16 protein-coding genes and 1 pseudogene are annotated in these 23220 nt (G+C 60.3%); 15 read left to right on the top strand and 2 right to left on the bottom strand.

Translation table 11 applies throughout. The features are described from left to right. Positions 1-3: 3 nt before the first annotated feature. From PSH80_RS13150 to PSH80_RS13185, 8 genes are all read left to right on the top strand, one after another. Positions 4-990 carry a hypothetical protein gene (locus tag PSH80_RS13150; protein WP_169989710.1) on the top strand — a complete coding sequence of 329 codons (987 nt, stop codon included), beginning with the start codon at positions 4-6 and terminating at the stop codon, positions 988-990. A gap of 64 nt (positions 991-1054) precedes the next feature. Beyond that, on the top strand, positions 1055-3865 hold the full coding sequence (locus PSH80_RS13155; RefSeq protein ID WP_305420502.1) for an ATP-binding protein: 2811 nt from the start codon (positions 1055-1057) through the stop codon (positions 3863-3865). After that, positions 3852-5045, top strand: coding sequence for an EAL domain-containing protein (locus tag PSH80_RS13160; RefSeq protein ID WP_057959499.1), 1194 nt, complete (start codon positions 3852-3854; stop codon positions 5043-5045). The genes PSH80_RS13155 and PSH80_RS13160 overlap by 14 nt, the downstream gene beginning before the upstream one ends. 82 nt (positions 5046-5127) lie before the next feature. Further along, the gene (locus PSH80_RS13165; protein ID WP_305420504.1) at positions 5128-8316 is read left to right on the top strand and encodes a hybrid sensor histidine kinase/response regulator; all 3189 of its coding nucleotides are present in this window, start codon (positions 5128-5130) and stop codon (positions 8314-8316) included. 73 nt (positions 8317-8389) lie between these two features. Next, on the top strand, positions 8390-9037 hold the full coding sequence (locus PSH80_RS13170; RefSeq protein ID WP_057436542.1) for a response regulator: 648 nt from the start codon (positions 8390-8392) through the stop codon (positions 9035-9037). A gap of 148 nt (positions 9038-9185) precedes the next feature. Then, positions 9186-9788, top strand: a complete 603-nt coding sequence (locus tag PSH80_RS13175) for a fimbrial protein (protein ID WP_057436544.1) — start codon at positions 9186-9188, stop codon at positions 9786-9788. 73 nt (positions 9789-9861) lie between these two features. After that, a complete protein-coding gene (locus PSH80_RS13180) occupies positions 9862-10608 on the top strand; it encodes a molecular chaperone (RefSeq protein WP_057959497.1) in 747 nt (248 codons plus the stop codon). A gap of 196 nt (positions 10609-10804) precedes the next feature. Continuing rightward, positions 10805-13270 (top strand): fimbria/pilus outer membrane usher protein, encoded by a 2466-nt coding sequence (locus tag PSH80_RS13185; protein WP_057959496.1) that lies wholly within the window; start codon positions 10805-10807, stop codon positions 13268-13270. Here PSH80_RS13185 and xerC read toward each other — a convergent pair whose 3' ends face one another. Together xerC and PSH80_RS13195 are read right to left on the bottom strand one after the other, a co-directional pair. Then, positions 13271-14185, bottom strand: coding sequence for a tyrosine recombinase XerC (gene xerC, locus PSH80_RS13190; RefSeq protein ID WP_057436550.1), 915 nt, complete (start codon positions 14183-14185; stop codon positions 13271-13273). It lies immediately after the preceding gene. A 108-nt stretch (positions 14186-14293) separates the two neighbouring features. After that, complete coding sequence (locus PSH80_RS13195) at positions 14294-15079, bottom strand: M949_RS01915 family surface polysaccharide biosynthesis protein (RefSeq protein ID WP_169989706.1); 786 nt, start codon at positions 15077-15079, stop codon at positions 14294-14296. A 453-nt stretch (positions 15080-15532) separates the two neighbouring features. On the opposite strand from PSH80_RS13195, the gene arnC reads away from it, so the two are divergent. From arnC to PSH80_RS13230, 7 genes and pseudogenes are all read left to right on the top strand, one after another. Beyond that, positions 15533-16567: an undecaprenyl-phosphate 4-deoxy-4-formamido-L-arabinose transferase gene (arnC, locus tag PSH80_RS13200; protein ID WP_057959494.1), complete on the top strand. Its 1035-nt coding sequence runs from the start codon at positions 15533-15535 to the stop codon at positions 16565-16567. Beyond that, positions 16564-18567: a bifunctional UDP-4-amino-4-deoxy-L-arabinose formyltransferase/UDP-glucuronic acid oxidase ArnA gene (arnA, locus tag PSH80_RS13205; RefSeq protein WP_057959493.1), complete on the top strand. Its 2004-nt coding sequence runs from the start codon at positions 16564-16566 to the stop codon at positions 18565-18567. Before arnC ends, arnA begins: the two co-directional genes overlap by 4 nt. Continuing rightward, positions 18564-19452: pseudogene (arnD, locus tag PSH80_RS13210) on the top strand (4-deoxy-4-formamido-L-arabinose-phosphoundecaprenol deformylase). The gene arnA and the pseudogene arnD overlap by 4 nt, the downstream one beginning before the upstream one ends. Next, positions 19449-21104: a lipid IV(A) 4-amino-4-deoxy-L-arabinosyltransferase gene (gene arnT, locus PSH80_RS13215; protein ID WP_186625381.1), complete on the top strand. Its 1656-nt coding sequence runs from the start codon at positions 19449-19451 to the stop codon at positions 21102-21104. Before arnD ends, arnT begins: the two are co-directional and overlap by 4 nt. Further along, a complete protein-coding gene (gene arnE / locus PSH80_RS13220; RefSeq protein ID WP_057959490.1) occupies positions 21101-21448 on the top strand; it encodes a 4-amino-4-deoxy-L-arabinose-phosphoundecaprenol flippase subunit ArnE in 348 nt (115 codons plus the stop codon). The genes arnT and arnE overlap by 4 nt, the downstream gene beginning before the upstream one ends. After that, positions 21445-21849 (top strand): 4-amino-4-deoxy-L-arabinose-phosphoundecaprenol flippase subunit ArnF, encoded by a 405-nt coding sequence (gene arnF, locus PSH80_RS13225; RefSeq protein ID WP_220172236.1) that lies wholly within the window; start codon positions 21445-21447, stop codon positions 21847-21849. The genes arnE and arnF overlap by 4 nt, the downstream gene beginning before the upstream one ends. Then, the gene (locus tag PSH80_RS13230; RefSeq protein ID WP_120733139.1) at positions 21846-23219 is read left to right on the top strand and encodes a UDP-glucose/GDP-mannose dehydrogenase family protein; all 1374 of its coding nucleotides are present in this window, start codon (positions 21846-21848) and stop codon (positions 23217-23219) included. The genes arnF and PSH80_RS13230 overlap by 4 nt, the downstream gene beginning before the upstream one ends. The last annotated feature ends 1 nt before the right edge of the window (position 23220 follow it).

Raw genomic sequence — 23220 nt, forward strand, 5'->3', positions numbered from 1 at the left:
CCTATGTCACCTCTTAAATACCTACTCGTGGCCACCCTGCTTGTCAGCGCTGCCCTCCCCGCTACCAGCTATGCGCTGGCCTGCCGGGTGGACGGTAGCGGCTCGGTCGCCGACACCGCACCGCTGGGTACCGCATTGGCGGTGGCGGCCGATGCGCCGGATGGCACGATTATCTGGGAGTCGGGCCCACGCTCGGTCAACGTGATTTGCAAGGATGACTTTGAGCACGGCCGCGAAGAAGTGTTTTTTTACCTGAACCCGGCAAGCGTCAGTATCGGCAAGGGCATTCGCGCCGGGATCCGCTATAACTCAGTGCCCATCACCCAAAGCAGTGGCAAGTACGGTACAGGGTTCTACTCCGACCGCGGTTGCAACCTGTCAAATTGCGTCGGTTGGGACAAGGCCCGGTTCACCCTCAACTTCAGCGTGTTTATCGAGAAGTTTGGTAGCACGCCGCAAAACGGCCAGGCCAGCACCCTGTCGCAATACCGGGTCTTTCAACTGGACGGGATTACGGGGCTCAACAGCCGGCCCAACAGCAACCTCAACTACATTGTCACCGGCGTGAACGACATCCGCTTTGTGCCCTGTACGCCAGACCTGACGATTACCCCCAGCGTCGTCAACTTTCCCAAACCCTCGCGCCTGGCAAAGGTCGGTGAAGTGGCGAGCACCGCTACCTTCAATCTGAGCCTGCGCAAAGCCTGTGACACTCCGTACACGGTGAGCGCTCGCTTCGCCACGACACCGGGCGGCGGGAGCGTGATCGATGGTTTGTTGGTGCCCGCTAATAACAGCTCCGTGGGCATCGCGTTATCCTGGGACTACACCCATCAAAACCTGCCATTCAATGAATGGTTCCCCTTGGCCAAAATGAATGGTGCCAACCAGACCTTCCGCCAAGACTTCAGGGCTGATTTGAAGTGGCGCGCCCTGCCTCAGCCTGGTGCGTTCGATGCCGCGGTGGTCGTCGATATGTTCTACAAGTAAGCCCATGGGCGCTTTTAAGGATCGTCTTATGCCCAGGCGGCGGATGGCTCATTAAAATCCGCCGATGCGATTTAAAAGTTATCTGCTCCAGATCAATCCCGTCCTGTCCCGACCCGAAGCAGCCAGAAGGCTGCTTCGTCTTTTCGCCATCGTGTTGTTGATTGGCATCTTTAGCGGTGTCTACACGTTTCTGCTGTCCACATTCAACAATGACATCTCTCAGCGGCGTGGCTACATGAGCACCGCGATTGCCGAAGCCCATACGTTTTTCACTACCCGCGAAGCCTTGCTCGAAAGCCTGAGCCTGTCGGCGGTGCGCAAATCCATGCAGGCCAAAGCGCAAGCGTATCCGGCTTCCAGCGAAGAGCAGCGCCTGCAGTTGGGCAGTACACCGGGCAACCAGTGGAGCATCTGGCTGACCTCACGCATGCGCAACTACCTGAAGGTCAAACAGGTCAACCTGCTTTACGTGACCGCCGGCCCCAACCCGCAATTAACCCGACTCTACGATTCGACGGCGCAGGTATTACCGTTCTCCCAATGCATGCTCAATCGCCTCAGGACGCTGAAGAAACGCAACCCAGTGGACCCTGGCGAACTCTGGCTGAGTGACCAGAGCGAAGGGCATTCACATTTGTATCTATTCATTCTGCTGGATGCGCGTGACCCCAATTCCGGCTGGCTGGGCCTGGAAATGGAAAGCCACGAAGTGTCCATGACCCTCAATGACCAGAGTGCGGGCGAGTTCATGATGCTCAATTCCAAGGGCATGCTGGTCTTTACCAATAGCCACGAACCCCAGTTGAACCAGTCATTGCTCGAGCCCCAGGGTGCGAACTTTTTCGGTTTTGTCGGCAGTGGCCTGCTGCCGGATCATCTGGTCATTCGCAAGCAACTCAAGTCGTCGGACTGGCAACTGATGTACTCGATCAACCTGCGGGATGTGGTCCGCGGATTGTGGCGCGAACTGCTCGGTTCGCTGGTGTTTTGCCTGTTCAGTGTGACGCTGATCTGGCTGGTGATGCGCCGGGTCAACCAGCGCTTCATCATCCCCTCGATCAACGGGATTCAGGCACTGATTGAAAGCGAGGCCTTCAGTCGCGACGTGATCCAGACCGCGCCGGTCGCCTTGTGCGTGCTGCGTCGCACCGATGGCCAGGTTGTGCTGGAAAACACCCTGGCCCAGCATTGGCTGGGTAACGGCCTGGAGCGCGAAGCGCTGTGCACCGGCTGGATCCGCCAGGCGTTCGATAGCGCTCCGTCCGGGCATTGCGACTACTTCGAGACCCTCGACGGCCGCCACCTTTACCTCAGCAGCGCGCCTACCCGCTATAGAGGCGAGGACGTGCTGTTTTGCGCCTTCAGTGATATCAGTGCGCGCAAGCAAGTTGAAGCCGCCCTGGAAGAGGCCCGGCAGTCGGCCGACGCAGCGAATGCCGCGAAAACCCTGTTTCTGGCGACCATGAGCCATGAAATACGCACGCCGCTGTATGGCGTACTGGGCACCCTGGAGCTGTTGGCCCGCACCCAGCTCGACAACCAGCAAAAAGACTATCTGCATGCAATAGAAGGCTCTTCGGCCACCTTGTTGCAACTGATCTGCGACGTACTCGACGTGTCGAAGATCGAGGCCGGGCAACTGGCTCTGGAACTGAGTGAGTTCTCGCCGCTGGACCTGGTCAATGAAATCATCCAGGGCTATGCCGCCGCTGCCATGGGCAAGGGCTTGCAGCTCTACGCCTGCTTTGACCCCAAGTTGCCCGAGCGGTTGATCGGGGATGTCACGCGCATTCGCCAGATCCTCAATAACCTGCTGAACAACGCCGTGAAGTTCACCGACTACGGGCGCGTGGTGCTAAGGGTCAAGTTGCTGGACCGCGACGACGAGCGCTCCAGCGTTCTGTGGCAAGTGTCCGACACCGGCAAAGGGATTGCCCAGGAAGACCAGGCGATGATTTTCGAACCTTTCTACCAAACCGAAGGCAACACCAACGTGGTGGCCGGGACCGGGCTCGGCTTGCCGATTTGCCAGCGCCTGACGCAATTGATGAACGGGCATATCCGTATGGTCAGCGAACTGGGCCTGGGCAGCAGTTTCAGCCTGACCCTGCCTCTGGAAGAGGCGCCCTGTACGCCCATGAGCAGCTTGTTGGCAGAGACGATCTATGTGGTTTCGCCGATCCCCGAACTCGCTCAATCCATCGGCGGCTGGTTACGCCGTTGGGGCGCCCGCGCACAGATCGGCCAGCCGACCCACCCCGAGGGCCAGTTACTGCTGGAACTGCATCCAGGCAGTTTCGAACAGCCGCTGGTGCCCGCCTGGCCGGGGCCGGTAATCCTGGTGAGCAGCAACAGCAGCAATGGCCAGCAGAGCGAGACCGGCGCGTGGCATGCCAACCTCAATCAGTTGAACGCGATTCACCAGGCTGTCAGCCAGGCGCAAGGGTTGTGGGTGGCCAGGGTCGACGAGCAGGCGCACACGCGTGAACTGCGCAAGCTCAACCTGCATGTGCTGGTGGCCGAGGACAACGTTATCAATCAATTGATTTTGCGCGATCAGCTTGAGGAACTTGGCTGCACCGTGGAGCTGGCCTGCGATGGTCATGAAGCGCTGCTGCTGTGCAAGGCCTCACACTTCGATGTGGTACTGACGGATGTGAATATGCCCAGAGTCAACGGCTATGAATTAGCCAGGGAGTTACGCAACCAAGGTTGCTCGCTGCCCATCATCGGGGCTACCGCCAACGCCATGCGCGGCGAGGCCGACTTGTGCCTGGCCGCAGGTATGAACTATTGCCTGGTCAAACCCTTTGCGTTGCGGGCCCTCTTTAATTACCTGGAGCCTTACGCACGGATCCCCCATGAAGCGCTATAGTATTTTGATCGTCGAGGACCATCCTCTGCAGCACTTGTACCTGCAGAACCTGCTCAATGAATTGGGAGACTTCATGCTTGAAGCCGCCCAGGATGGGAACGAGGCACTGGAGCGTTTGCGCCAGCGGGATTTCGACCTGGTGCTGACTGATCTGCTGATGCCCGGCATGGATGGCGTGCAGTTTATCCAGAGCCTGGCAACCCTGCGCTGCAAGCCCGCCCTGGCCATTATGAGTGCCGCGTCGCGGCGCATGTTGATGGCGGCCAGCCTGGTGGCGAAAAACCTTGATGTGAAAGTCATCGGTCTGATCTCAAAACCCGTCGCCGCCGACGCGCTGCGCAGCCTGGTCGGCCAACTCAATCACAAGGATCGCAGCCCTGACCCGTCGCTCCCCGCCGCAGCGGAAATTGGTCGGCATACGCTGCTCCAGGCCATGGGTAACGGGCAAATCCAGGCGTGGTTCCAACCCAAGAAATCCTTGGCCAACGGCCGTATCGTCGCCGCTGAAGCGCTGGTGCGCTGGATGCACCCCGAACAAGGGCTAATGTTGCCCGCGGCGTTTTTGCCGGCAATCAAGACCTTCGAACTGGAGGAGCGCTTGCTGTGGCTGGTGCTCAAGCAGGCCATTCATGCGCAGGAGCGATGGCGTCAGCGCGGATACGATGTTCCAGTGTCGATCAACCTGCCGACCCATCTGCTCAATAGCCATGACTTGGCAGACCGCCTGCTGGATTTTGTCCTGGATAACCAGGGTATTCCGGGAATGATCTGCTTCGAACTGATGGAGTGCTCGGTGCCCCAGGACATCAGTAACTTCTATGCCGGAGCTTGCCGCCTGCGTATCAAGGGGTTTGGCTTGTCCCAGGACGATTTCGGCAAAGGCTACAGCTCATACCTGAACCTGGTCTCGACCCCTTTTACCGAGCTCAAGATCGACCAGGCGCTGGTACAAGGCTGCCACGATAACGAAGGCATGACGTCGGCCCTGGCCAGTATCATCGCACTGGGCCGTAAACTAGGGCTGACCGTGGTTGCCGAAGGCGTCGAAACGCCCCAGCAACTGGCCCTGCTGCGCAAAATTGACTGCACTCAAGTTCAGGGTTTCCTGATCTCTCAGGCAGTCTCCTCGGAACAATTTCAGCAACTGTTGAACAATGATGGCCCCGCGACATCTCATTAGCCTGCGGCCCGAATTTGTCTAACCTCTATCAGGAGTAAGCTCCATTCAGTGCCGATTTCTCATCCGCCTGCGAAAACCCTTAATGAAGCACAACGACGCCATCCTTGAAGCATTCACCCGCAGCTCACTGCGCCTGAATAAAGGGCTGATGGTGGTGCTCGGTCTCGCATTGCTGTTGGCGGGCACCAGTTACTGGGCACTGCAGCGAGTGATCGACGAGCAGTACGCCGCCGTGCGTTTTCATTTTGCCCGGCTGATGGAAAATATCCAGGAACAGGAAACGTTCTTGAGAACCCTGGCGCAGCCCGCTATCCAGCGCGATCTGATCAGTGACAAAAACACCCAGGCCAGCCTCAAGGGGCAAAGGCTGGATGCGTACAACACGCGTTTTGAAGGCCGCGAGTTCGCCTTTTCGGTGCCCTTCAGCAGCCGATTCGATGAGCAACGAGTCAGCGCTGGCGAGCAGCAGAAGATATTTGCCCTGGGGACCCACCTGGCCAGTTACTACAGCGCATTCTGGTCATCGTCGCCCTACCCTTCACCCCATGCGTTTGTCTTCAATAGGCTCGTCAACTACTACATAACGGTGCCGGCGGTCGGCTACCAGCGCGGCGGGAAGACCGCCTACAACGGCCCCTCCGCCGAGCGGGCCGACGCCGTGCAACAAAGGCTGGGGCAACTGCCTCAGCCTCTGGCGGACAATCAGCTTTACTGGGAAGCCTACGTCACGTCCGGCGAAGACCCTGCGCCTCCGCGTCTGCTGGCCTACATCGGCATTACCCTGAACCCCCAGGTGATGCGCAGGCATGAAGGCAATAAACAGGTGCTGGTGGCCACCCTGCTGGATATGGCGCAAGTCAACGATGTGGAGCGCACGATCGAGTCGTCCGTCTACGACCGCTTCACCCTGCTCTCACCCAGCGGCCAGACGCTGGCGGGGCCGTCTGTCCTGGCGTCTTCGCTGAGTGAGGGACTCAACTTTCGGGCCAACGGCCTGGAGTTCAAAATTACCCACGACACCGAGCAGCAGTGGACCGCGATCTATGGGATCAGCTACAAGCATTTTTTTCGCTATGCCTTTTGGCCGCTGACCAGCCTGGCGCTGTTTATCTGTGCGGTGCTGGCGATCTCCTGGGCCGGCACCCGCTGGTATCGCAAGCAAGTCATTCGCCCGGCGCGCCAGGCCCATGAACGCATCGCAGAGAGCGTGGCCTTTAGCCGTGTGATCATCGACACCGCGCCCACTGGGCTGTGTGTGGTGGGCCGCGCAGATGGTCAGGTGTTGATCGAGAACCAGCGTGCTCAGCAATGGCCGGGCACGGCCAGGCTGGTGGCTGCCCTCGGCCGCATCCAAGAAAGTGCCGAGAGCGGCGAAACCTACCTGGAGATCGAGGGCCGGCATTTGCAGGTTGGCTTTGTCTCGACCCGTTACCAGGGCCAGGATGTGCGCCTGTATGCGTTCAGCGACGTCACCCGCCATGTCGAGGATGCCTTGGCCCTGGAAGATGCCAGGCGGGCCGCCGACGCGGCCAACGAAGCCAAGACGCTGTTCCTGGCGACCATGAGCCATGAAATTCGCACGCCCTTGTATGGCGTGCTGGGCACCCTGGAATTGCTCGGGTTGACGCCCCTGGACCCACGCCAGAAAACCTACCTGCACACGATCCAGCGCTCATCTGCGACGTTGTTCCAACTGATCAGCGACGTGCTGGATGTGTCGAAAATAGAATCCGGGCAGATGGCAATCGAATCCATCGAGTTCTGCCCCCTGGACATGTTGGAAGACACGCTGCACACCTACACCGCCTTCGCCCAGCGCAAGGGCCTGCAACTGTATGGCTGCATTGACGCGCAACTGCCGGACTGCGTAGTCGGCGACCCCATGCGTATCCGCCAGATCCTCAACAATCTGGTGAGCAATGCCGTCAAGTTCACCGACATCGGGCGCGTGGTGATTCGGGCCAGGGCCGTGCGTCGCGGCGACGATCGCGTCGACCTCGAATGGCAGGTGACCGATTCTGGCGTGGGCATCAGCCAGGCGCAGCAAGCCAAGCTGTTCGATTTGTTCTACCAGGCCCCGGACACCGCCGGCCAAGGCGGCGCAGGGTTGGGGCTGCCGATTTGTCGCTGGCTGGCCGAGATGATGGACGGCCAGATCAAGGTCGTCAGCGAACCCGGCCTGGGCAGCAGTTTTACCCTGAAGATGCGCTTGCCGCTCGGCACCAGCGAGCTGCCGGGCCTCACGCCCATTGAACCGAGTACTTCTCCTGTGTATGTGCAGGCACCCGTGCGCGAGTTGGCGGAGTCCCTGTGCGACTGGCTCAACCGCTTGGGTATCCAGGCCACGTTGGCGGCGCTGCCCCTGGAGCAACAGAGTGCGCAGGCGGTGCTGGTGGATATGCTGCCTGCCGGTCCCCTGCAGCCTTGGGCTGGACCGCGGGTGCTGTGTGTGCCGGGCGCGCATAGCCCGCCTCTGTGCACCGCGCAGGGCTGGGAAGTGGATATGCATGATGTGCGCGCCATTGCGTCAGTGGTTGCGCTGGCACAGCAAGGTAAACAGGCGTCAGCGCTGCGTGTCGAGCAACAGAGCGCGGGGCAGTTGGAGCTGCGCATTCTGGTCGCCGAAGACAATCCGGTGAACCAGGAAATCATCAAAGAGCAACTCGAGGCCCTCGGCTGCACGGTGACGCTGGCAGACAATGGCGAGCAAGCGATGCACCTGTGGCAACCCCAGGCCTTTGACCTGGTGCTGACGGATATCAATATGCCGTTGATGAACGGCTATGAACTGGCCCGCATCCTCAGGGAGCATGATCCTCAATTGCCTATCATCGGTGTCACCGCCAATGCCATGCGCGAGGAAGGCATTCGTTGTCTGGCGGTCGGGATGAATGCCTGGTTGGTAAAACCCTTGAGCCTGCAAACCCTGCGTGCGCAATTGATCAAACTGTGCAAACCGACATTGCGCGCTGAGCTGCTGGTGATTGACACGGTGCAGCTGTCGGACAAAATGCGCCCGTTGTTTATCAGCAGCGTGCAGCAAGACTTGCAGCGCATCAGTGCCGCTCTTGAGCAGCGTGATTGCCGGTGCCTGGCTGAAACCCTGCACTCGGTTGCCGGCGCATTGGGTGCCGTGCAGGCACTCGACCTGGCCCAGGCGTGCATCGAGCTGGAAAGCCAGTTGGCAGTCGGTCGGCTCAATGCCGGGCTGGAACTGCGGATAAAGCAGGTTATCGGCAGGCTGTCGGCCTTGCTCGGGGCGCAGCTATGAGCGCACCGCACGCCCTTGTGTACACGCGCATGGGATCACCTCACTTACTGAACCAGGATTACGGCTCCCCCCTATGAAGACATTCACTGTGGTAATTGCAGACGATCACCCCATCGTGCTTCTGGGGGTACGTGAACTCGTCGAGAGAGACGAGCGTTTTCAAGTCATCGGCGAAGCGATCTGTTCGGCGGGCCTCATCAAATTGCTTGAGCAGCAGCCCATCGACATTGTGATCACCGATTACAACATGCCCGGTGATTCGCCCTACGGCGATGGCTTGAAGCTGGTGGAGTACCTGAAGCGGCATTTCCCCGACGTGCAAATCCTGATTCTGACCATGATCTCCAATCACCTGATTCTTACCCGCCTGCAGGAATTGGGCGTGGTGGGCGTGATCCAGAAAAGCCAGTTGCATACGGAAATCCAGGTCGCCCTCAAGTCCATTGCCCAGCAGGCGCATTACCGGAGCCTGGAGCCGGCCAAGACCTCGGTTATCGAGTCGTTGACCGCTATTGATGAACGCTTCTCTACGCTGTCGCCCAAGGAATTTGAAATACTGCGCCTATTTATTTCAGGAAAAAGTGTCAGTGATATCGCGCGCAGCCAAAATAGAAGTTCAAAAACCATCAGCGCGCAGAAGATTTCCGCCATGCGAAAACTTGAAGTAAGCAGCGATCAGGACTTGTTGGCCTACTGCCTGGAATACAATATTTTTAACTAAGCTCCTTTTACCTCGCCCGCTATAAAACCGATTACCCCTCACTTTAAGTGCTTTATAAGAATCGTCTTATTCTCTATAAAGCCCAGATTAACTATTGTTCGTTGGCAGTTTCAACCCATCACCACAACCAACACTAACGGACATCATCATGAAGAAGTTTTCCCTGGCCCTTATCGCTGTGTCAGTTATCGCCGCCAGCAGCAGTGCGTTTGCCGAAACTACCCCGGGTACGGGTACCCCGGGCGGCGGCGGCAAAATCACCTTCACCGGTTTGATCAACAACGACGCTTGCTCGGTTGATGGTGCCAACGCCGATCGCGTGATCTCCGTCGACATGGGCACCGTCTCCATCAAAGACATGGGCACCGCTGAAAACCCAGCGTCGGGCCGTGTGACCGCCAAGGACTTCAACCTCAGCGTGAACTGCAACCTGGGCACTAAAGTGGCAATGATCTTTGACGCCAAAAGTGGCGGTTCAGGCCTGGTTACCGGTAAAAAAGTCCTCGCCCTGACCCCTGGTAACGGCAGCGCAAGCAACGTCGGTATCGCACTGCTCGACAGCACTGGCGCGCTGATCGACCTCAGCTCCCCGGCCACCGCCCGTATCGAAAGCGCCATGCACGGCCAAGGCAGCGACGGCGGCGATGCAACCTTGAGCTTTGCCGCAGCCTACGTCACCACCGGTGCAGCCGGCGCCTCCACCGCGGGTCGCGGTGACGCTACCCTGCCGTTCATCCTGCAATACGAATAAACGACACGCAGCGCCTGTCACGTGCGAGGTCTTCGGACCTCGCCACTTATCCGACCACTAAACGGTAGACATCATGTTACCTCGTTCCATTGCCACAGGCCTGGGGCTGCTGACCCTGCTTATGGCGACCCAGGCTGCCGCCAGCATTTCACTGAGTGCCACCCGTATCGTCTTCGATGGCGATCACAAGGAGGCCAATATCACCGTGCGCAACGGTAATCAGGACGTCTTGATTCAGTCTTGGGTCGATACCAGCGATACACAAGACAGTGCCGCGCCGTTCGCCGTAACCCCGCCACTGGCACGCATATTTGCCAAGGAGCAGCAGTTACTGCGAGTTCTCTACCAGGGTGCCGGGATGCCAACGGATCGTGAGTCCGTGGTCTGGCTCAATGTGCAGGAGATCCCGCAAGCCGCCGCCTCCGACAACACGTTGCAACTGGCCGTACGCCAGCGCATCAAGATTTTCTTCCGCCCCTCCGGGTTGCCTGGCGATGCCCTGTCGGCACCCGCGCAATTGGAGTGGCAACTGGTCAAGCGCGATGCCGGGTCAGTACTGACGGTAAAAAACCCGACGCTGTATCACGTGTCCATGGCCGATATAAAACTACAGGCCGGGCAACAAACGGAACTGGCTGCCGACTCGACAATGATTGCGCCAGGCGCAGAGAAACAGTTCAGCATTAAACAACTGAGTCGCCAGGATTCAGTACAACTGTCTTTTTCCAGTATTAACGACTATGGCGCACAAGATAAATACAGTGCCCAACTTGTACCGCACTTGGCGGCCAAGGCTACGGGTACTCGCGCCAAGCCATAAGTAGTTCCCTTAAACCCTCAGGTTCGATTCGAGTGCGTACTCGCGTGCCTCGCCTGTTCGATAAACAGGAATGATATAGGTTCTTTGCATGTTTTTTCTTTTAGGCTGCAGGCCCAATCATTACATATCAAGCGAGCGCACTTCACGCGTGTCGACAACTTGCACATCACTCAAGTTGAGCACGCTATCACTGGCCATGCTTGCCGGTTCTCCGTCTTTGGCGATTGCCGATGAGCCCGCCGTGAACGTCTTCAACACCACCTTCTTGCAGGGTGCGCAATCGTCGGTAGACCTGCAGCAATTGCTCTCGGCCAACAGCGTGCTGCCCGGCAACTACCGGGTCGACCTGTACAGCAACGAGGTCCTGGTGGGCCGGCGCGACATCGACTTCAAGCGCAACCCACAGACCGGCCGGGTCGATCCGTGCCTGACCCTGGACCTGCTCAAGCAACTGGGCATCGACATGAGCCTGTTGCAGGCCCAGGGCAAGCTCGACCCCAACCAGCCCCAGGACTGCTACGACCTGCCGACACTGATCGACCAGGCGACCTTGCGCTATGACGCCAGTCGCCTGCGCCTGGCGGCGAGCATTCCGCAGGTCGCGATGCAACGTGGCATGCGTGGCTATGTCGATCCCCAGCTGTGGGAGGATGGTGTGCCGGCGGCGTTTATCAACTATCAACTCAACAGCAGCCGCACTGCCGGCGACTATGAAACGCGCATCAACAACAACCTGGGGCTGCGCAACGGCATTAACCTGGGCGCCTGGCGGCTGCGCAATGAGTCGAACCTGAGTAGCGGCACCGGTCGGCCGAGCACCTTCACCAGCAACCGCAGCTACGTGCAGCATGACGTGACCGCGCTTAAGGGGCAGTTCAGTGCCGGCGAGATTTTTTCCGATACCGACCTGTTCGACAGCGTGCGCTACCGGGGCCTGAAGCTGGCGTCCGACGAAGGCATGCGCGCCGACAGCGAGCGTGGTTATGCGCCGGTGATTCGTGGCGTGGCGCAGACCAACGCCACGGTGGAAATCCGCCAGAACGACTACATCCTGTACACCGCCAACGTCGCACCCGGGCCTTTCGAGATCAACGATATCTACCCTAGCGGTTCGAACGGCGACCTGGAAATCACCATCATCGAGGCCGATGGCCGTCGGCGTGTGACCACGCAGGCGTTCTCCAGCCTGCCGATCATGGTGCGTGAAGGGCAGGTCAAATACAGCGTTTCGGCCGGTAAATTCAGCAGCAATGCTGACGGTTTGGCGAGCCCGCAATTTGTCAGCAGCACCCTCGCCTACGGCCTCACCAGCAACCTCAGCGGGATTGTCGGCCTGCAAGTCAGTGAAGACTACAAGGCGTTCTCCCTGGGGGTGGGCCGCAACACATCGCTGGGTGCCGTGTCCATGGACGTCACACACTCGTCGAGCGCCGCCCAGGGGCAAACCACCCAGGGCAACAGTGTGCGTGCGTTGTATGCCAAGACCTTTGCTGGCACTGACACCAACTTTACGCTGGCCGCGTATCGGTATTCGACCGAGGGTTACCGCACCCTGACCGACCACGTCGAGGACACCAGCGAAGATGCAGTCAAACGTACCGGTAACTCGAAAACCCGTACCGACCTGACGATCAACCAAAGTCTCGGGCGCAACCGTGAGTTCGGCAGCCTGTATGTGAACGCCAGCGATCAGCGCTATTGGAACCGTGGCGGCTCCCAGAGCTTTTCGGCCGGCTATAACAACAACTGGGGGGACCTGAGCTACAACCTGGGCGTGACACGCACCAAGCAGATCGCCAGTTGGGGCGCACCCGACTCCGACACCCAGTTCAACCTGTCTGTTTCGTTTCCCTTGGGCAGCCAGCCTCGGGCACCCCGCGCTTTTGTCACCACCAGTACGCAGCAAGGCGACACCAGCACCCAGGCCGGTATCAACGGTTATGTGGCAGATACCAGCGATGTGTTCTATTCAGTCCAGGCCGGCCATAGCAGCACCGGCGGCCAATCGGGATCGGCCAACATCAACAGCCGCACCTCCATGGCCGATATCAGCCTGGGGTACAGCCAGGGGCGTGGTTATGACTCACAAAACCTCAACGTTTCCGGCTCGGTAGTGGCGCATGCGGGTGGCATCAACTTGGGGCAGACCGTCAGCGAGACCTTCGCCCTGGTACAGGTACCGGGCATCAGTGGGGCAAAAATCAGCAGCTACAGCGGCGTCGAAACCGGACGCAACGGCTATGCCGTCATCCCCTCGGCGCAACCTTATCGAGTGAACTGGATCAGCCTCGACACCCGTGACCTGGGCGGTGATGTAGAAATCACCCAGGCCACACAGCAAGTGGTGCCGCGCCGTGGTGCGGTGGTATTGGCCCGCTACAGCGGCAAAACCGGGCGTCGCGTGCTGTTTGAGCTGTTTGATGCACAGCACCAGCGCCTGACGTTTGGCGCCTCACTGGAAGACGCCAGCGGCAAGCAGTTGGCCATCGCCGACCCCAGCGGTAACGCCTTGGTGCTGGTTGAAGAGGACCAGGGCAGCCTGACTATCAAGTGGGGGGGCCAGCAATGCACTGCGGCGTATGCACTGCCCGCGCAAGACAAGGCGCTGAACTACGAGCGCCAGGCGTTGGTGTGTAGCAGCGAACCCGCTGGTGACCGTTGATCAAAGATCAAACCGATCAATCGCCCGCCGCCGCTCGTTGTCATCGCGCACGTCGTAGCTGGCGGTGGTCTGGATATTGGTGTGGTGCGCCAGTTTCTGCGCAATGGACAAGTCATGTTCTTCAATCACCCGGGTAATAAACGAGCGGCGGAAATCATGGGGCATGATCTTCACACCGACCTGTTCACCACGCTGGCGGGCAATGTAGTAAATCGCATGTTTGGTGATGCGTTCGCGGGTGATATGGCTGCCGCGGCGGATGCGGTTGAACAGGAAGCTATCGTCCTGCTCCCCTTCCTTTAACTGCTCGCGGCGAAACTCCAGCCATGCCTGCAATTTGGCAAATGCCCAGGCCGGTGCGTACTTGAGCAGCTCCTTGTTGCCCTTGCCCGTCACCCGCAGGCTGCGTTCGGCAAAGTTCACCTGGGCCAGGTCGAGGTTGACCGACTCTGACTTGCGCATCCCCGAACCGTAGAGGATCCCGATCACCGCCGCGTCCCGCAGGCCCTGTGGCCGTGGGTCGGCGGCGCAGACATCCATCAGTTCGCGGATCAAGGTGCGACGCAGGTTACGCCCCTGGCTCAAGCGCGTGCCGGCGGTGGCTTTGACCGAACGCATCTTCAGCAGGTGTTCCTGGCTGATCAGGCTGATGCGCCAGGCTTCGTTCATTACCCCGCGCACGGCGTTGACGTACAGCGATGAGGTGTTGGGTGCATACCCGTCTTCGCGCAACACGGCGACCAGGGCCATTACGTGTTCCGGTTGCAACAGATGCCAGTCGATATCTTCGAGGTTGATCTCTTCGAACCCCAGGCGGTCGGCGGCATCTTGCAGCACGTAGCGCATGGTCAGTTGGCTGGAAGGCGCCAGGCGCGCGAGATACAGGGTCAGGGGGTTGCGGGAAATCTCGGTCAAAATAGATCAGCCTTGAGATTAAATATAGAGACTAAGCCTATGTTTAATATCAGTATTTAGTGGTTTAGCGAGCGCCGAGTCTAACCCAGGTCGGCGCCGCATACCAAACTAGGGCTCATCCTCGGCGGGTGCCGGGCTTTGCTGCTGGCTCCAGTCGGCGTTCTGTTTTTGCATCAGCGCAAACCACTGCTGACGCATGAAAGCCAACAACTGGGCGGGCGCCTTGGCGAAGTCCTGCTCGTCGTTGTAGCAGCCTGGCAATGGCAGGTCGGTGCCCTGCTCCTGGTATTGACTGAGCAACGCCTGCTGCCCGGCAACACTGCAATCGGTGGGCAGCGGCATGCCGCGCAGGGCGCCGGCTTCCTCGTCCCACCAACTGGCGCCATAGCGGTCAACCCCGCGCAGTGCGTATTTGTGTGATTTGCCGATATGCATGATCAGCTTGAATTCACGGGGGCTGACATCACTGGTGCAGGTGCGCGAATAGCCCACGGTCACTTGGCTGGGGCCATCCCCCAGCAGGTCGGTGACGTGAGTCGCGGCGCTATCGAAATGCAGGCCGGCGTCGAATTCGCAACGCTGCACATCGTCATGCAGCATCCACAGACGCTTGGGCCGATCACCCTCCAGCAGGTACTGCGCAGCATAGATCGCCGCCGATTGTGTGCCGTCGTCATCGCGCTCGCCGGCTTCCTGCTCGGCCAACACCAACAGGTTGTGGCCCTGCCGGTCATCCCAGCTATACGCGGCCACCTGCCGGCCCCTGACTTCGACCCCGGCGGGAACCTGAGCGACCGGCGTCAGGCTCAGCCCCTCGTCCGCCCCGGTGGCATGGGCCGTGCCGAGCGTCATCCACAACATCATCAAGACTGGCCGTATCTGCACGCTGTTCATCCGACTACCCAGGCAAGAGATCGCTTACTTTACCGGGACTTGCAGAGGGTTGCAGAGAAGATTCTTCAGGCGCTACGGATTAACAAACCGAGTGATTCAGCGTGAATACGCATTAAATTACTTACAGATAATGACTACAGCGCAAACAGTTATCGTTTGTCTGCGTTCCTTATTGTCTAGCTGAACACTAGCTGTCTGCCCACCAAATAAACGAGTTTTTCATCGGCCTTTCATATTCGCTGGACAAATTTGCGCTTAACCTTGGCCGCAATACTTGAGGGAATGCCCTGCTTTGCTGACTAACCCCTTGATAATGCTTTATCTTTGGCCGTAATGGGCTTTACTCAGGATGGGTATGCTATCGGCCATTTTTTATTGAGTCGCCTGCACTTTAATCCCATGTTTGTTGTCATCTCTACGCTCAAAGTTGCTCTAATCCGAGGTCATGAATCTTTGAAACCCTACCCTATTCATTGCGTGTCGATCGTTATCCCGGTCTACAACGAAGAACAGAGCCTGCCCGAACTGCTGCGCCGTACCCGTGCGGCGTGCGAGCAGTTGGCCTATGAGTATGAAATCATCCTGGTAGACGACGGCAGCCGCGACAGTTCCGCCCAACTGCTCGAAGACGCGGCAACCGAGCCCGGCAGCCCTGTGGTGGCCGTGATCCTTAACCGCAACTACGGCCAGCACGCGGCAATCATGGCCGGTTTCGAGCAGTGCCGGGGCGAGGTGGTGATTACTCTCGATGCCGACCTGCAAAACCCGCCCGAAGAAATTCCACGCCTGGTCGAGCAAGCGGCCCTGGGCTACGACGTGGTCGCTACCGTGCGCAATAATCGCCAGGACTCGGCCTTTCGCCGCTGGCCTTCGCGCCTGATCAACCTGGCCGTGCAGCGCTCCACCGGCGTGGCCATGACCGACTATGGCTGCATGCTGCGCGCTTACCGGCGCACCATCGTCGATGCCATGCTCGCCTGCCGTGAGCGCAGCACCTTTATCCCGATCCTGGCCAACGGCTTTGCGCGCCATACCACGGAGATCCTGGTGCACCACGCCGAGCGCGAACACGGCGAATCCAAATACAGCGCCATGCGCCTGATCAGCCTGATGTTCGACTTGTTGACCTGCATGACCACCACGCCCCTGCGCCTGTTGTCCATCGTCGGCTTCAGCCTGGCGGCCCTGGGCATGTTGTTTGCGTTTGCCTTGATCGTGCTGCGCCTGGCCTTTGGTGCCGATTGGGCCGGCGATGGCTTGTTCGTGCTGTTCGCCGTGCTGTTTGTGTTTACCGGCGGCCAGTTCATCGGCATGGGCCTGTTGGGCGAATACCTCGGGCGGATGTACAGCGATGTGCGTGCCCGCCCCCGCTTCTTTATTGAAAAGGTGCTGCGCAACGAGCCGACAGCCCCTGCGCCAACGGTCATCGTTGATGGCCTGCCGTCCTCCCCGTCTTCCCCTTCCTCTTCCAGTCAGGTTTCGTCATGAGTTCTAAAGCTGTTGTTTTTGCTTACCACGACATTGGCTGTGCAGGCATCGAAGCCCTGCTCGCTGCGGGCTACCCGATTGCTGCCGTGTTCACCCATGCCGATGACCCCAAGGAAAACACCTTCTACGGCTCGGTCGCCCAGCTGTGCGCCCGCCACGGCATCCCGGTGCACGCCCCGGAAGACGCCAACCACCCGCTGTGGGTCGAGCGTGTGGCCAAGCTGAACCCGGACTTCATCTTCTCGTTCTACTACCGCAACCTGCTGGGCGAGGCGTTGTTGGCCACCGCGCGCCAGGGCGCGTTCAACCTGCACGGTTCGCTGCTGCCCAAATACCGTGGCCGTGCGCCGGCCAACTGGGTGCTGGTCAACGGCGAAACCGAAACCGGCGTGACCCTGCACCGCATGGTCAAGCGTGCGGATGCTGGCGCGATTCTCGCCCAGCAAAAAGTCATGATCGAACGCAGCGACACCGGCCTGACACTCCACGCCAAGCTGCGCGAGGCGGCCACCCAGTTGCTGCGCGATGCCCTGCCGCAACTGGCCAAGGGCACGTTGAGCGAAACCGCCCAGGACGAAAGCCAGGCCACCTGCTTTGGCCGCCGTACCCCGGCGGACGGCAAGCTCGTCTGGAGCAAACCTGCAGAAGAGCTGTTCAACCTGGTGCGGGCCGTGACCCAGCCGTACCCTGGCGCCTTCTGTGCCGTGGGCGAACACAAGCTGATCGTGTGGCAAGCCGAAGTACTCAAGGGCAACGAAGGCCAGGCGCCCGGCCGTGTGATCAGCGTCAACCCGCTGCGCATTGCCTGCGGTGAAGACTCTCTGGTCATCCACTTCGGCCAGCGCAATGACCATGGCCTGTACCTGACCGGCCCGGCCCTGGCCGATGAGCTGGGCCTGGTGGATGGCTCGATCCTGCGCGGCGCCGAATCGGGCGGTAAACCACGGCGTACCCGCGTGCTGATCCTGGGGGTCAACGGCTTTATCGGCAACCACCTGTCCGAGCGCCTGTTGCGCGACGATCGCTACGAAGTCTACGGCCTGGATATCGGCTCCGACGCCATCGAGCGCCTGCGCAGCCACCCCAACTTCCATTATGTGGAAGGCGATATCAGCATTCACTCCGAGTGGATCGAGTACCACATCAAGAAATGCGACGTGGTCCTGCCGCTGGTGGCCATCGCCACGCCCATCGAATACACCCGCAACCCGCTGCGCGTGTTCGAGCTGGACTTCGAAGAAAACCTCAAGCTGGTGCGCTACTGCGTCAAGTACAACAAACGCGTGATTTTCCCGTCGACCTCTGAAGTCTATGGCATGTGCCAGGACCAGAACTTCGACGAAGACACCTCCAACCTGGTGGTCGGCCCGATCAATAAACAGCGCTGGATCTACTCGGTCTCCAAGCAGTTGCTGGACCGGGTGATCTGGGCCTATGGCGCCAAGGGTCTGAATTTCACCCTGTTCCGCCCATTCAACTGGATGGGCCCGCGCCTGGATCGCCTGGACTCGGCACGCATCGGCAGTTCCCGGGCCATTACCCAGTTGATCCTCAACCTGGTGGAAGGCACGCCGATCCGCCTGTTTGACGGCGGCGAGCAGAAGCGCTGCTTCACCGACATTGCCGACGGCATCGAGGCCCTGGCGCGGATCATCGACAACGATAACGACGCGTGCAACGGCCAGATCATCAATATCGGCAACCCGGACAACGAAGCCAGCATCCGCCAGTTGGGCGAAGAGCTGCTGCGTCAGTTCGAGGCCCACCCGTTGCGCGGTAACTTCCCGCCATTCGCGGGCTTTCGCGAAGTGGAAAGCAAGGCGTTCTACGGCGCCGGTTATCAGGATGTGGCGCACCGCAAGCCGAGCATTGCCAACGCCAAGCGCCTGTTGAACTGGGAGCCGAGCGTGGCGATGAGCGAAACCATCGGCAACACCCTGGACTTCTTCCTGCGTGAAGCGATGCTGGAAATCGCCCAGTCCAGCGAAGCAGGCAAATAATGAAGGCAGGTCTGCGCATCGACGTCGACACCTACCGCGGCACCCGTGATGGCGTGCCACGGTTGCTGGAGTTGCTGGATGAGGCCGGCATCAAGGCGACGTTCTTCTTCAGTGTCGGCCCGGACAACATGGGCCGCCACTTGTGGCGCCTGATCCGCCCGCAGTTCCTGTGGAAGATGCTGCGTTCCAACGCGGCCGGGCTGTATGGCTGGGACATTCTGCTGGCCGGCACCGCCTGGCCGGGCAAGCCGATTGGCCGCGACCTCGGGCACCTGATGCGCCAGGCCAAGGCCGCCGGGCACGAAGTGGGCCTGCACGCCTGGGATCACCATGGCTGGCAAGCCAATGCCGGGCGCTGGAGCGATGCGCAATTGGTGGAGCAGGTACGCCGTGGGCTCGACACCCTGGGCGATATCCTCGGCGCCCCGGTGCAGTGTTCTGCCGCCGCCGGCTGGCGGGCCGATGAGCGTGTGGTGCAGGCCAAGCAAGGCTTTGGCTTGCGCTACAACAGCGACTGTCGCGGCACCAGCCTGTTCCGCCCGATCCTCGCCGATGGCAGCGCCGGCACGCCGCAGGTCCCGGTGGACTTGCCGACTTTCGATGAGGTGGTCGGGCCACAGGTCGCGTCCAAGGACTTCAATCGCTTTATTCTTGATCGGTTCACCGAATCGACACTCAACGTCTATACGATCCACGCAGAAGTAGAAGGGATTCTGATGGCCAATGAATTTCGCCAGCTGCTCGCCCAGGCAGGACAGCGCGGCATCCAGTTCCAACCCTTGGGCAACCTGCTGCCGGCCGATCCGGCCAGCCTGCCCCCTGGCGCATCTGACACGCGGCGTACTCGGCGGCCGCGAAGGCTGGCTGGGAGTGCAACAGGCATGATCCGACGTTGGGCCCTGCCCCTGCTCCTGTTGGTCTTCGGCCTGTGCTATCTGTTGCCGATGGTCACCCATGGCCTGTGGATCCCGGACGAAACCCGTTATGCGCAGATCAGCCAGGAAATGCTGCTGACCGGCAAATGGGCGTCGCCGCACTTTATGGGCATCCGCTATTTCGAAAAACCGGCGGCCGGCTACTGGATGATCGCCCTCGGCCAGGCGCTGTTCGGGCAGAACCTGTTCGGCGTGCGCGTAGCCTCTGCGCTGGCCACGGGCTTGAGCATATTGCTGGTGTACTTCATGGCCCGGCGCCTGTGGAACGATCCGCGCAAGAGCCTGGTCTGCAGCGTGCTGTACATGAGTTTTATCAGCGTGGCGATGTCCGGTGGCTACGCCAACCTCGACCCGCAGTTCAGTTTCTGGGTCAACCTCAGCGGCGTGGCCTTGTGGCTATGTATCGACAGCCAGACCCGACGCGCCCGCCTGGGCGCCTGGGCCTTGCTGGGGTTTGCCTGCGCCATGGGCTTCATGACCAAGGGTTTTCTGGCGTGGCTGCTGCCGGTATTGATCGCCCTGCCCTATATGGTCTGGCAAAAGCGTTTGCGTGAACTGTTGGCCTATGGTCTGGTTGCCGTGGCGGTGGCGATTGCGGTCAGCCTGCCCTGGGCGCTGATGGTGCATGCCCAGGAGCCCGACTACTGGAACTTCTTCTTCTGGCACGAGCACATCCAGCGGTTTGCCGGTGAAGATGCCCAGCACGAACAAGCCTGGTGGTACTACCTGCCGTTGCTGGCCGCGTTCAGCTTGCCGTGGCTGGCCCTGCTGCCCTCCACCCTGAAACAGGCGTGGCAGGAAAAACGCACGCACAAGATCGGCTTCCTGTTGTTTTGGCTGCTGATGCCCCTGGCGTTTTTCAGCCTGAGCAAGGGCAAGCTGCCGGCCTATATCCTGCCGTGCCTGCTGCCTTTGGCATTGCTGATGGGCCATACCCTGACCGACAAGCTGGCCCAGGCCCGTGGCCGGGTGCTGCAAGTCAATGGCTGGCTCAACCTGATCATCGGGGTGCTGGGCCTGCTGGCAATCGTGTACTTCCAGTTGAAGAAGCCGATTTATGCCCCGCAGCAGGAACTGCTGAGCCTGGTGCTGGTATTCAGCGTGCTGCTGGGCTGGATCATCGCCAACCTGCTGCAGGCGTTACGCCCGTTGCGTTTGTGGGCGGCGCCGGCACTGGGCAGTTGGTTACTGGTGGCCCTGGTGCCGGCGGCATTGCCGCACTCGGTGGTGAATAACAAGACACCGGACCAGTTCATTATCGATCACGCCGTAGAACTGGCGACTACCCAGCGCCTGCTGAGCAACGACCTGGGCGCAGCCTCGGCCCTGGCGTGGCGGCTCAAGCGTCCGGACGTGGCGCTGTACAACACCACCGGAGAAGTCAAATACGGCCTGGCCTATGCCGACAGCGCCGCCCGACGGGTCAAACTCGCAAGCGTCCAGCAGTGGCTGGGCGACGCGCGCAAACAGGGTTCGGTGGGCGTGGTAATGCGCGTGAAGGGCGCATCTGAGCAACGCGAACTGGCATTGCTGCCCGCAGACGGCAAGCGCTACGAGCAAGGCAATATGGTGATTCTGCTGTTCCCGCAGGTGGCGCCTTGATCACCCTGCTGCTGCTTCTGGCCGCGTGCCTGCTGACCTGCATGGGCCAGATCGCGCAAAAGTATGCCGTGGAAGGCTGGCGCGGCCAGCCTGCGGGCTGGGCGTTGAAACTGCGCTCGCCCTGGCTCTGGTCGGCCCTGCTGTGCCTGGGCCTGGGCCTGCTGGTGTGGCTACTGGTGCTGCAACGCCTGGAAGTGGGGATTGCCTACCCGATGCTCAGCCTGAATTTTGTATTGATCACCCTGGTGGCGCGCTTTGTGTTCCATGAGCCGGTGGATCGCCGCCACTGGGTGGGCGTGGCCCTGGTGATGGCCGGCGTGCTGCTGCTGGGAGGTCAGGTATGAGCCGGTTGCGCGGTTTCACCCTGGCGTTATCCAGCGTAGCACTGGTCAGCGCGGCCCAGTTGGGCATGCGCTGGAGCATGACGCGCCTGCCATTGCCGGCGGAGTGGCTCGCCGCGCCCATGGTTGATCCCGTGGCCTTGGGCGTGGTCGCCCTGGCCATCGTGGCCTACGCCCTGTCAATGCTGTGCTGGCTCGGCGCGCTGCAGCACCTGCCCCTGGGTCGCGCCTATTCGTTGCTGAGTATCAGCTACGTCCTGGTGTACCTGCTGGCGGTCAGCCTGCCGGGCTTCAACGAACCCTTTTCCCTGTCACGGACCTTGGGGGTGGCTCTGGTCATCCTGGGTGTGCTGACCATCAACTCCCGTCGTATCGGCAACACAAGCCCCAGGAATACCCCATGAAAATCAGCGTATTTGGTAGTGGTTACGTTGGCCTGGTACAGGCCACCGTATTGGCCGAGGTCGGTCACGATGTGATCTGCATGGACGTTGACGAAAACAAGGTGCGCCTGCTGCAACAGGGCCATGTGAGCATTTTCGAGCCGGGGCTTGCCAGCCTGGTCCGGGAAAACCTGGAAAACGGCCGGTTGACCTTCACCAGCCAGGAAAAACTCGCGGTCGAGCATGGCGAAGTGTTGTTTATCGCCGTTGGCACGCCTTCGGACGAAGACGGCTCGGCGGACTTGAAGTATGTGCTGTCGGTGGGCGATGCGGTGGCCCGCCATCGCGTCGAGCCGGTAATCCTGGTGGAAAAATCCACGGTCCCGGTGGGCACCGGCGACACCCTGCGCGCCCATATCGACAAGGCCCTGGCCGGTCGCAGCCTGGTGTTCGATATTGTCTCCAACCCGGAATTCCTCAAGGAAGGCTCTGCGGTGGCCGACTGCCGACGCCCCGACCGGATCATCATCGGTTGTGAACGCGAAGAAGTGCGTGAGGTGATGCGTGACCTGTACGCGCCGTTCAACCGCAACCACGACCGCATTATCTTTATGGATGTGCGCAGCGCCGAGCTGACCAAGTACGCCGCCAACTGCATGCTGGCGACCAAGATCAGCTTTATCAACCAGATCGCCGAGCTGGCCGAGCACCTGGGGGCCGATATCGAATCGGTGCGCCTGGGCATCGGCGCCGACTCGCGGATCGGCTACCACTTTATCTACCCGGGCTGCGGCTACGGCGGCTCGTGCTTCCCCAAGGACATGCGCGCGCTGATCCACAGCGCTCGCCAAGCCAATTGCTCCAGTGACCTGCTCGAAGCGGTGGAAGCCATCAACCAGCGGCAGAAAAGCAAACTGTTCGAGCGGATCCGGGCGTTCTACAAGGGCGAACTGCGCGGCAAAACCTTCGCCTTGTGGGGCCTGGCGTTCAAGCCCAACACCGACGACATGCGCGATGCCCCCAGCCGGGTGCTGATGGAATCGCTGTGGGCCGCCGGGGCCAACGTGCGGGCCTTCGACCCCGAGGCCATGCAGGAAACCCAGAAGCTGTACGGCGATAATCCGCGCCTGATGCTGATGGGCACCCCGGAATCGACCCTGGGCGGCGCCGATGCCTTGATCATCTGCACTGAGTGGCAGCAGTTCAAAGCCCCGGATTTCGACCTGCTGCACGCCCGCCTCAAGGCGCCGGTGATCTTTGACGGGCGCAACCTGTATGACGCCGAGCGCCTGGCGCGCAAGGGCTTCCACTACTTCCCGATGGGGCGTGGGCAGTCCTGCGACTTGCCGATCCCCCAGCAACAGTGGGTACCCCGGCTGCTGGAGGCCTGAG

Origin of the sequence: Pseudomonas sp. FP818 (genome assembly GCF_030687335.1) — a bacterium.
GTDB lineage: Bacteria > Pseudomonadota > Gammaproteobacteria > Pseudomonadales > Pseudomonadaceae > Aquipseudomonas > Aquipseudomonas shahriarae.